Source organism: Streptomyces sp. 1222.5, assembly GCF_900105245.1.
Classification (GTDB): Bacteria; Actinomycetota; Actinomycetes; order Streptomycetales; family Streptomycetaceae; genus Streptomyces; species Streptomyces albidocamelliae.
In genome coordinates, this window is sequence record NZ_FNSZ01000001.1 from 6092319 (window position 1) to 6102735 (window position 10417).

8 protein-coding genes are annotated in these 10417 nt (G+C 70.2%); 5 read left to right on the top strand and 3 right to left on the bottom strand.

Annotated features, from left to right (window positions below; translation table 11 throughout):
• Positions 1-56 precede the first annotated feature (56 nt).
• On the bottom strand, positions 57-1091 hold the full coding sequence (locus BLW57_RS27515) for a LacI family DNA-binding transcriptional regulator (RefSeq protein WP_073894112.1): 1035 nt from the start codon (positions 1089-1091) through the stop codon (positions 57-59).
• 391 nt (positions 1092-1482) lie between these two features.
• Between BLW57_RS27515 and BLW57_RS27520 the strand changes: the two genes are divergently transcribed.
• The 5 genes from BLW57_RS27520 to BLW57_RS27540 all read left to right on the top strand — a co-directional run bounded on the left by BLW57_RS27520 (position 1483) and on the right by BLW57_RS27540 (position 8200).
• Positions 1483-2757 carry an extracellular solute-binding protein gene (locus tag BLW57_RS27520; protein WP_093478157.1) on the top strand — a complete coding sequence of 425 codons (1275 nt, stop codon included), beginning with the start codon at positions 1483-1485 and terminating at the stop codon, positions 2755-2757.
• Positions 2758-2859: 102 nt separating this feature from the next.
• Positions 2860-3864: a carbohydrate ABC transporter permease gene (locus BLW57_RS27525; protein ID WP_093478158.1), complete on the top strand. Its 1005-nt coding sequence runs from the start codon at positions 2860-2862 to the stop codon at positions 3862-3864.
• A 13-nt stretch (positions 3865-3877) separates the two neighbouring features.
• Positions 3878-4783, top strand: coding sequence for a sugar ABC transporter permease (locus BLW57_RS27530; RefSeq protein WP_093478160.1), 906 nt, complete (start codon positions 3878-3880; stop codon positions 4781-4783).
• 200 nt (positions 4784-4983) lie between these two features.
• Entirely contained in the window at positions 4984-6669 is a 1686-nt protein-coding gene (locus BLW57_RS27535) for a glycoside hydrolase family 13 protein (protein WP_093478161.1), read from the top strand.
• Between the two features lie 154 nt (positions 6670-6823).
• Positions 6824-8200 (top strand): alpha-amylase, encoded by a 1377-nt coding sequence (locus tag BLW57_RS27540; protein ID WP_176985747.1) that lies wholly within the window; start codon positions 6824-6826, stop codon positions 8198-8200.
• Between the two features lie 453 nt (positions 8201-8653).
• Here the strand turns inward: BLW57_RS27540 and BLW57_RS27545 are convergent, their stop codons facing one another.
• Entirely contained in the window at positions 8654-8902 is a 249-nt protein-coding gene (locus tag BLW57_RS27545; RefSeq protein WP_093478163.1) for a hypothetical protein, read from the bottom strand.
• The gene (locus BLW57_RS27550) at positions 8899-10227 is read right to left on the bottom strand and encodes a S8 family peptidase (protein ID WP_093478164.1); all 1329 of its coding nucleotides are present in this window, start codon (positions 10225-10227) and stop codon (positions 8899-8901) included. Before BLW57_RS27550 ends, BLW57_RS27545 begins: the two co-directional genes overlap by 4 nt.
• Between the last annotated feature and the right edge of the window lie 190 nt (positions 10228-10417).

The window sequence follows — 10417 nt, forward strand, 5'->3', positions numbered from 1 at the left end:
GACGTGCGGTACCCGGGACGCGCGGCCGACGGCCGGCCCGCGGGACGTGCCGCGGGCTACGAGGCGCGCAGGGCGTGCGGCGCCGAGGCGGTCGAGCCGCGTACCACCAGCTCCGGCATGAACACGAACTCGCTGTGCGGCGCCGGCGTACCGCCGATCTCCTCCAGCAGCGTGCGCACCGCGGCCTGCCCCATCGCCGGGACCGGCTTGCGGACCGTGGTCAGCGGCGGGTCGGTGAACGCGATCAGCGGCGAGTCGTCGAACCCGACCACCGACACGTCCCGCGGCACCTCCAGACCCCGCTGCCGGGCCGCCCGTATCGCGCCGAGGGCCATCATGTCGCTGGCGCAGACCACCGCCGTGCAGTCGCGGTCGATCAGCGCCGTCGCGGCCGCCTGACCGCCCTCCAGCGTGTACAGGGAGTGCTGGACCAGCTCGGTCTCCACCCGCTCCGCGGGCATGCCCAGCTGCTCCTGCACCGCGCGGACGAACCCCTCGATCTTGCGCTGCACCGGCACGAACCGCTTCGGTCCGAGCGCCAGCCCGATCCGGGTGTGGCCCAGCGACACCAGGTGCGTCACCGCCAGCGTCATCGCCGCCCGGTCGTCGGGGGAGATGAACGGCGCCTCCACCTTCGGCGAGAACCCGTCCACCAGCACGTACGGCACGCCCTGCGCCCGCAGCCGGTCGTAGCGCTGCATGTCGGCCGTGGTGTCCGCGTGCAGCCCGGAGACGTAGATGATCCCCGCGACCCCGCGGTCCACCAGCATCTCGGTCAGCTCGTCCTCGGTCGACCCGCCCGGGGTCTGCGTGGCGAGCACCGGCGTGTACCCCTGACGGGTCAGCGCCTGGCCGATGACCTGGGCCAGCGCCGGGAATATCGGGTTCTCCAGCTCCGGTGTGATCAGGCCCACCAGACCTTCGCTGCGCTGCCGCAGCCGGACCGGCCGCTCGTAGCCGAGCACGTCCAGCGCGGCCAGCACGGACTGGCGGGTGGTGGCGGCGACGCCCGGCTTCCCGTTGAGGACCCGGCTGACAGTCGCTTCGCTCACCCCCGCCTGCGCTGCGATGTCGGCAAGCCGTGTGGTCACGGCACTGGACTGTACCGGTCGCCTGCCCCCTTGCACACCGGCCGGACGCCGGGCGCGGGAGGCCGGGCGGCCCGGCGTGGTCTGCTGCGTCATCGCGCTCCTCGTCCTTCGGTGGGACCAACAAAAAGCAAGAGCTTGCAGAGTCTTGCACAAGTGGCCCCTCCCGCGCTGATCACCGACGTAAAGGGGTCACGAGCCGCTCGCACACAGGTCACGGCGGCGTAACCATCGTGTTCCCTTGCACTTTTTTTCTGCAAGGTCTTTCGCGCCGCTTACAACGCTGTTACGTTCCCACTCGCCCGGCGGCCGCAACGGCGCAGTCGGCAAGACCGCGGGGACGGCGGACGGGACCGCTCCCTGCTCATACGGGCTTAACCCTCAAGGAGAACTCATGCGGCGTGGCATAGCGGCCTCCGCGCTGGTGGCGTCCCTCGCCCTCACGGCGACGGCGTGCGGCGGGAGCGACAGCGACAGCGGAAAGTCGGACGGCCCGGTCACCATCACCTGGTGGGACACCTCCAACGCCACCAATGAGGCACCGACGTACCAGGCCCTGGTCAAGCAGTTCGAGGCCGCCAACAAGAACATCAAGGTCAAGTACGTCAACGTCCCCTTCGACCAGGCGCAGAACAAGTTCGACACGGCCGCCGGCGCCTCGGGCGCCCCGGACGTGCTGCGCTCCGAGGTCGGCTGGACGCCCGCCTTCGCCAAGAAGGGCTACTTCCTGCCGCTGGACGGCACCGAGGCCCTGGCCGACCAGGCCAAGTTCCAGCCGAGCCTGATCAAGCAGGCGCAGTACGACGGCAAGACCTACGGCGTGCCGCTGGTCACCGACACCCTCGCCCTCGTGTACAACAAGGCCCTGTTCAAGAAGGCCGGCATCACCGAGGCCCCCAAGACCTGGGACGAGCTGAAGGCCGACGCCGCGAAGATCAAGACCAAGGCCAAGGTCGACGGCTACTGGGGCTCCACCCAGGCCTACTACGCCCAGACCTTCCTCTACGGCGAGGGCACCGACACCGTCGACGCCGCCGCCAAGAAGATCACCGTGAACTCCGCCGAGGCCAAGAAGGCCTACGGCACCTGGCTGAGCCTGTACTCGGGCAAGGGCCTGCACAAGGCGGACACCACCGCCGACGCCTACGCCCACATCCAGGACGCGTTCGTCAACGGCAAGGTCGCCTCGATCATCCAGGGCCCCTGGGAGATCACGAACTTCTACAAGGGCAGCGCCTTCAAGGACAAGTCCAACCTCGGCATCGCCACCGTCCCGGCCGGCTCGTCCGGCAAGGCGGGCGCCCCGACCGGCGGCCACAACCTCTCGGTCTACGCCGGCTCCGACAAGGCCCACCAGGCCGCGGCGCTGAAGCTGCTGAAGTTCATGACCTCGGCGAAGTCCCAGGAGACCATCGCCCTGAAGAACTCCACGCTGCCCACCCGTGACGACGCCTACACCGACCAGGTCAAGGCCGACCCCGGGATCGCCGGCTACCAGGGCGTCCTGGCCGCCGCCCAGCCCCGCCCGGCGCTGCCCGAGTACAGCAGCCTGTGGGGTCCGCTCGACACCGAGCTGCCCAAGATCGCCGGCGGCAAGGAGTCGCTGGACAAGGGCCTGAGCAACGCCGAACTGGCGATCTCGAAGCTGGTGTCCGGCTTCAGCAAGTGAGCCCGGGTGGCCGTCGGATCCTCCCTCGAAGGGGGGGGAAGGATCCGGCGGCCACCGCCCTGTGCCCAGCCCGAATCCTTGATCCTTTGAAGGTGTCGAACCATGACAGTCGCCATCGACCGCGCGACCGGCAAGCGCCGCGGTGACCGCGCGCCTCGGCCCGGGCTGGGGCAGCGCTTCAAGAACGGCTACCAGAAACACTGGTACGCGTACGTCATGATCGCCCCGGTCGCCGTCGTGCTCGGCGCTCTGGTGCTGTATCCGCTGGTGTACGGCCTGTACCTGACGCTCACCGACGCCAACAGCCTCAACACCGCGCGCACGATCGGCGTCAACCACATCGACGCCACCTACAAGTTCATCGGGCTCGACAACTACAAGGACATCCTGTTCGGCCCGACGTCGTACGACCGCTTCTGGTCGCACTTCATCTGGACGATCGCCTGGACCGCCCTCTGTGTCGCGCTGCACTACTTCATCGGTCTCGGCCTCGCGCTGCTGCTCAACCAGAAGCTGCGCGGCCGCACGCTCTACCGGCTGATCCTGATCCTGCCGTGGGCCGTGCCCACCTTCGTCACCGTCTTCGGCTGGCGCTTCATGCTCGCCGACGGGGGCGTCATCAACTCCGCCCTCGACGCGCTGCACCTGCCGGCCCCGCTGTGGCTGGAGGACACCTTCTGGCAGCGGTTCGCGGCCATCATGGTCAACACCTGGTGCGGTGTGCCGTTCATGATGGTCTCCCTGCTCGGCGGCCTCCAGTCCATCGACTCCTCCCTCTACGAGGCGGCCGAGATGGACGGCGCCAACGCCTGGCAGCGCTTCCGGTACGTCACCCTGCCGGGCCTGAGGTCGGTCAGCTCCACCGTGGTGCTGCTCGGCATCATCTGGACGTTCAACCAGTTCGCGGTGATCTTCCTGCTCTTCGGCAACACCGCCCCGGACGCGCAGATCCTCGTGACCTGGGCGTACTACCTGGGCTTCGGACAGCAGCCGCGTGACTTCGCGCAGTCGGCCGCCTACGGCATCCTGCTGCTGGCCATCCTGATCGTCTTCACCTCGTTCTACCGCCGCTGGCTGAACCGCAACGAGCAGCAGCTCGCGATCTGAGGCAGGAGTTCCCATGACCACGACCACCGTCGAGACCTCCGCCACGGCCGTCGAGCAGCCCCCGGTGCCGGCCCGGAGCAAGCCCCGCCGGGGCGAGCGCGGACTGCTCGCGTCCCTCGCCTCCCACGGCATCCTGATCGTCGCCAGTCTGATCGCGCTCTTCCCGATCGCCTGGCTGGTCTTCCTCTCCCTCGGCCCGGACAAGGACGACTACCTGCACCCCGGCGGCATCTGGCACAAGATGACGTTCAGCAACTACTCGTTCGTCCTGCAGCACACCGGCTTCTTCGACTGGCTGAAGAGCTCGCTGATCGTGTCGCTGGGCACCACGGTGATCGGCGTCCTCGTCGCTGCCACCACCGGCTACGCGGTGTCCCGCATGCGGTTCCCCGGCTACAAGAAGTTCATGTGGGTGCTGCTGCTCACCCAGATGTTCCCGATCGCCGTCCTCATCGTGCCGATGTACCAGATCCTCTCGGACCTCCAGCTCATCGACAGCTACCTCGGTCTGGTCCTGGTCTACTGCTCCACGGCCGTGCCCTACAGCGCCTGGCTGCTCAAGGGCTACTTCGACACGATCCCGTTCGAGATCGACGAGGCGGGGCGGGTCGACGGCCTCACCCCGTTCGGCACCTTCTTCCGGCTGATCCTGCCGCTCGCCAAGCCGGGCCTCGCGGTCGCCGCCTTCTACAACTTCATCACGGCCTTCGGTGAGGTCGCCTTCGCCTCGACGTTCATGCTCGACGACAGCAAGTACACCTTCGCGGTCGGCCTGCAGAGCTTCGTCAGCGAGCACGACGCCCAGCGCAACCTGATGGCGGCCACCGCCGTGCTGGTCGCGATACCCGTGTCCGCGTTCTTCTACCTCGTGCAGAAGAACCTCGTGACCGGCCTCACCGCGGGCGGCACGAAGGGCTGACGCCCTCCCCGCCGGAGGCTCCCGCGCGCTCTCGGGCGCGCGGGTAGGTGGCCGCGGTGCCCATCCGACCCCGCTGGCACCGCGGCCGCCTCGACACCCCCGGCCCGCCCCCGCCGCCGTACCCACGCGCCTCCGAACCGAACACCTCCCCCACTCTCGACTGCGTTCGAACGGGGGACCGTCACCTTTCCAAGGACGCCATGAGCCAGCAGAACCCTGCAGCCCCGGCCACCGACTCCGCCGTCGCCGCCGTCGCCACCCGCGGCGACTGGTGGCGGGACGCGGTCATCTACCAGGTCTATCCGCGCAGCTTCGCCGACAGCAACGGCGACGGCATGGGCGACCTGGAGGGCGTGCGCTCCCGCCTGCCCTATCTGCGCGACCTCGGCGTCGACGCCGTGTGGCTCAGCCCCTTCTACGCCTCACCGCAGGCCGACGCCGGCTACGACGTCGCCGACTACCGCGCCGTCGACCCCATGTTCGGCAACCTGCTCGACGCCGACGCGCTGATCCGCGACGCCCACGGCCTGGGCCTGCGCATCATCGTGGACCTGGTCCCCAACCACTCCTCCGACCAGCACGAGTGGTTCAAGCGCGCCCTCGCCGAGGGCCCGGGCTCCCCGCTCCGCGAGCGCTACCACTTCCGCCCCGGCAAGGGGAAGAACGGCGAACTCCCGCCCAACGACTGGGAGTCCATCTTCGGCGGGCCGGCCTGGACGCGGGTGACCGAGCCGGACGGCACCCCCGGTGAGTGGTACCTGCACCTCTTCGCCCCCGAGCAGCCCGACTTCAACTGGGAGCACCCGGCGGTCGGCGACGAGTTCCGCTCGATCCTCCGCTTCTGGCTGGACATGGGCGTGGACGGCTTCCGCATCGACGTGGCCCACGGACTGGTGAAGGCACCGGGCCTGCCCGACCTCGGCTCCCACGACCAGCTGAAACTGCTGGGCAACGATGTCATGCCGTTCTTCGACCAGGACGGCGTGCACGCCATCTACCGCCAGTGGCGCACGATCTGCGACGAGTACGCGGGCGAGCGCATCTTCGTGGCGGAGGCCTGGACCCCGACCGTCGAGCGCACCGCCAACTACGTGCGCCCCGACGAGCTCCACCAGGCCTTCAACTTCCAGTACCTGGGCACCGAGTGGGACGCCGAGGAACTGCGCGAGGTCATCGACCGGACGCTGGAGGCCATGCGGCCGGTCGGCGCCCCCGCCACCTGGGTGCTGTCCAACCACGACGTCACCCGGCACGCGACCCGCTTCGCCAACCCGCCCGGCCTCGGCACCCAGATCCGCACCGCGGGCGACCGCGAACTGGGCCTGCGCCGGGCGCGTGCCGCCACCCTGCTGATGCTGGCGCTGCCCGGCTCGGCCTACGTCTACCAGGGCGAGGAACTGGGCCTCCCGGACGTCGTCGACCTGCCCGACGAGGTGCGCCAGGACCCGGCGTACTTCCGCGGCGCCGGCCAGGACGGCTTCCGTGACGGCTGCCGCGTCCCGATCCCGTGGACCCGCGAGGGCTCCTCCTACGGCTTCGGCGACGGCGGCAGCTGGCTGCCGCAGCCGGAGAGCTGGGCCGAGCTCAGCGTGGCGGCGCAGACCGGCGAACCCGGTTCCACGCTGGAGCTGTACCGGGCCGCGCTGAGCGCCCGGCGCGCGCAGGCCGACCTCGGCGCGGGCGACTCGGTGGAGTGGCTGCGGGCGCCGGAGGGCGTCCTGGCCTTCCGCCGCGGCGACTTCGTGTGCGTGGCGAACACCACGGGTGAGTCGGTGCGGACCCCCGCCTACGGCCGGGTGCTGCTCAGCAGCGGCGAGATCGCGGAGACGGGCGGCGAGGCGAAGGTGCCCGCCGACACCACGGTCTGGTGGACGACGCAGGGCTGACCCGCCGTCTGAAATTCCTTGCATCAACTTCACACCGGCCCGCTGCCTTTCCGGCAGCGGGCCTTTAACATCTGCGTCACCGCAAGTTTGCTGAAACATTTCAGCAAGCGCCTTCAGCGGCCTCCCCAAGCCTTCAAGGACGAAGGACCCCCACATGGCACGCAGAACCCTCCCCGCGGTGCTGGCCCTCGCCACCGGCCTCTTGATTGGCATGAACCCGACGAGCGCTGAGGCGTCCCCGCCCGGCACCAAGGACGTCACCGCCGTCCTCTTCGAGTGGAACTACGCCTCGGTCGCCAAGGAGTGCACCGGCACCCTCGGCCCCGCCGGCTACGGCTACGTGCAGGTCTCCCCGCCCGCCGAGCACATACAGGGCTCGCAGTGGTGGACGTCGTACCAGCCGGTGTCGTACAAGATCGCGGGCCGGCTCGGCGACCGCACCGCATTCCGGAACATGGTGAACACCTGCCACTCGGCCGGTGTGAAGGTCGTCGTCGACACGGTCGTCAACCACATGTCGGCGGGCAGCGGCACCGGCACCGGCGGCTCGTCGTACACCAAGTACGACTACCCCGGGCTGTACTCGAGCCACGACTTCGACGACTGCACCTCCCAGGTGTCGAACTACGCGGACCGCTGGAACGTCCAGCACTGCGAACTCGTGGGCCTCGCCGACCTGGACACCGGGGAGGAGTACGTCCGCGGGGCCATCGCCGGCTACATGAACGACCTGCTCACCCTGGGCGTGGACGGCTTCCGCATCGACGCGGCCAAGCACATCCCCGCCGGTGACCTGGCGAACATCAAGAGCCGCCTGACCAACCCGTCCGTCTACTGGAAGCAGGAGGTCATCTACGGCGCGGGCGAGGCCGTCCAGCCCACCGAGTACACCGGCAACGGCGACGTCCAGGAGTTCCGCTACGCCTACGACCTCAAGCGGGTCTTCACCAGCGAGAAGCTGGCCTACCTCACCAACTACGGCGAGGGCTGGGGCTACCTGAGCAGCTCCGTCGCCGGGGTCTTCGTCGACAACCACGACACCGAGCGCAACGGCAGCACCCTCAACTACAAGTCCGGCGCGAACTACACCCTGGCCAACGTCTTCATGCTCGCCTGGCCCTACGGCGCCCCGGACGTCAACTCCGGCTACGAGTGGTCCGACGCGGACGCCGGCCCGCCCAACGGCGGCGCCGTGAACGCCTGCTGGCAGGACGGCTGGAAGTGCCAGCACGCCTGGCCGGAGATCGTCCGCATGGTCGCCTTCCGCAACGCCACGCGCGGCCAGGCCGTCTCCAACTGGTGGGACAACGGCAACAACGCCATCGCCTTCGGGCGCGGCAGCAAGGGCTACGTGGCCATCAATCACGAGTCCTCGGCCCTGACCCGCACCTACCAGACCTCACTGCCCGCGGGCACGTACTGCAACGTCCAGAACAACACGACGGTTACCGTGAACTCCGCGGGCCAGCTCACCGCCACTCTGGGCGCGAACACGGCACTGGCGGTCTACGCCGGGAAGCCGAGCTGCTGACCGGTGCGCCGGCCCGGCCCTCCAGGGGGCCGGGCCCCCGTCCCCCGCGTGCAGCGAGGCGGTCATCGCCTTCGCCGCGTCGGTGTTCCTCGCACCACCGGCGTTCGCCTGCTCGCGCACCCTGCGCACGATGCGGGCCACCGCCTCCCGCACCTCCCGCGGAGTTCCGGAGTCGGCGATCGTGCCCAGGGCGGGCGACGTCCTGTACGCGAACCGGGCCATGGTGTGCCGTTCCTCCGGCTGGCTCACCGGCCGGTTCGCCGCGTCCAGCAGGGAGATCACCTCCCGCACAGCCCCGGTCAGCTGTTCCCGCACCGCTTGCGGCGTTCCCGGGGCGTCGATCACCCCCAGCGCCGTGTCGACCTGCCGCGCGCTGCTGATTCTGGGCATCTCGCATCCAGGGGCTCGCGTGGTAGTGCTTCGTCCGGTGCCGGCAGGAGGCGCAGGGGGGAGCTACTGGGCCGCAGAGCCGGGCGGGGGCAGTCGCACGATCCGCTCCCGGTCCACCGCCTCGACCCCGTCGACGGCCGCCAGGAGCGGAATCAGGTCCTCGGCGATCGTTCCGGACAACGAGCCGAGCACGGGCTGTTCGCCGGTGACCGCCAGGCCGACGCGGCGCACGGCGTCGACCGTCTGGGTGTACCGGTCGGGATCGACCGCGACGACGACCCCGACCGGTGCGGAGCCCGGTGCCTGGCTCATGGCGCCTGGAGCAGACCCGCGCCGATGTCCCGGACGGTCTGCGGCAACGGATGTGCCATGGACTGAAGTTGTGCGCCGAGCTCGGCCGCTGAGGCGTCCGGGTGCGCCTCGGTGAGCAGGGCGAGGGCACCGGCGGCATGGGGCGTCGCCATGCTGGTGCCGTCCATCGTCGCGTACGTGCCGTCGGGAGCGGCCGAGAACACCTCGACCCCGGGCGCCGCGATGTTCACCTCACCGCCCGCGCCGTTGATGCCTCCGCAGGAGAACGGCGCGGTTGCCAGGTCCTTGCCGAGCGCGGCCACGGACAGGATCGACGGGCAGTTGGCGGGACGCCCGACGGGCGCCACGAAGCCGGGACGGCGGCTCTCGTTGCCCGCCGCCGCGACGATCACCGCGCCGCGGCGCAGCACGCGCCGGGCCACGGTCTCGTAGGTCTGCGGGAACAGCTCGCCCTGCTCGACCGGTGAGCCGAGGGACAGGGAGATCACCCGGGCGCCCCGGGACACCGCCCACGCGATGCCGGCGAGGATCTGGCCGTCGGGTCCCGTCCCGCGGTTGCTGAGCACCTTGCCCGCGAGCACCCGAGCCCCTCCGGCCACGCCGTAGCGAAAGCCCTCCTCGGCCGGGCCGGCCGCGGTGCCGATGCAGTGCGTGCCGTGGCCGTGGCCGTCCTCCACGCTCTGGCCGGGGACGAAGGAGGCCGTCTCCTCGATGCGGCCGACCAGGTCCGGGTGGTCGGTGTCCACTCCGGTGTCGAGGACGGCGATCTTCACGTCCCGGCCGGTCAGCAGGGACCAGTTGGCCCGTGTCGCCTGCACGCCCCAGGTCATCTGGTACTCGTCCCAGGCCGGGCCCCGGCCGGCGGCGCCCTGGGCCCGGATGTGGTGGTCGACCTCCGTCTCGTCGCTGCGGTAGGTCGGATAGAACCCGGTCAGTGTCTGCCGGGCCTCGGTGATCACCGACGCGTACGCCACCCGCTCCGGCTCCGCCGCGATGATGTGCGCCTCCGCCTCCGCCGTGGTCACCAGCGCGTGACGCTGGTCCGGTTGGGCGGAGACCACGGCGACGCCGAGATCGTCGAACACCACCGAGACGTCCGGGCGCTGGAGGAGTTCCGCGGCGCCCCCCGCCTCGGCCCCGCCGACACGCTCGACGGCCGAGATGCCGACGGAGCTGCGCAGGGCTTCCATCCCGCGCTCCGGTTCGTCCTGGTCCAGCAGGATCACGTACCGGCCCGTGAACTCCGCCGACTGCTTGGAGATGCCCGCATCGGCCCTCTCCGGGTGCTCTCCGAAGGGACGCCTGCCCATTGGTCCGTTCACCATGGCTCTCGCTGCTTCCTGTGCGCTTCTCCGCTGGTTTCCCGTGCTGTGCGCGCGTCTCCCCGAGATCGCCGGAATCGCCCGGCCGGAGCGTCGCGCCGGTGCGCGGAGCGCCGTACACCGTGACGGGACGAGGGGGCGGTTCGATCGTGCGTCGACGCGGTGCCCTCGTCCGCTCCGTCACCGCTCGCAG

Excerpts from the sequence above, each read along its gene's own strand:
- BLW57_RS27525 (WP_093478158.1), top strand. The coding sequence starts at position 2,860 with ATGACAGTCGCCATCGACCGCGCGACCGGCAAGCGCCGCGGTGACCGC.
- BLW57_RS27520 (WP_093478157.1), top strand. The coding sequence starts at position 1,483 with ATGCGGCGTGGCATAGCGGCCTCCGCGCTGGTGGCGTCCCTCGCCCTC.
- BLW57_RS27550 (WP_093478164.1), bottom strand. The coding sequence starts at position 10,227 with ATGGTGAACGGACCAATGGGCAGGCGTCCCTTCGGAGAGCACCCGGAG.
- BLW57_RS27530 (WP_093478160.1), top strand. The coding sequence starts at position 3,878 with ATGACCACGACCACCGTCGAGACCTCCGCCACGGCCGTCGAGCAGCCC.
- BLW57_RS27545 (WP_093478163.1), bottom strand. The coding sequence starts at position 8,902 with ATGAGCCAGGCACCGGGCTCCGCACCGGTCGGGGTCGTCGTCGCGGTC.
- BLW57_RS27535 (WP_093478161.1), top strand. The coding sequence starts at position 4,984 with ATGAGCCAGCAGAACCCTGCAGCCCCGGCCACCGACTCCGCCGTCGCC.
- BLW57_RS27540 (WP_176985747.1), top strand. The coding sequence starts at position 6,824 with ATGGCACGCAGAACCCTCCCCGCGGTGCTGGCCCTCGCCACCGGCCTC.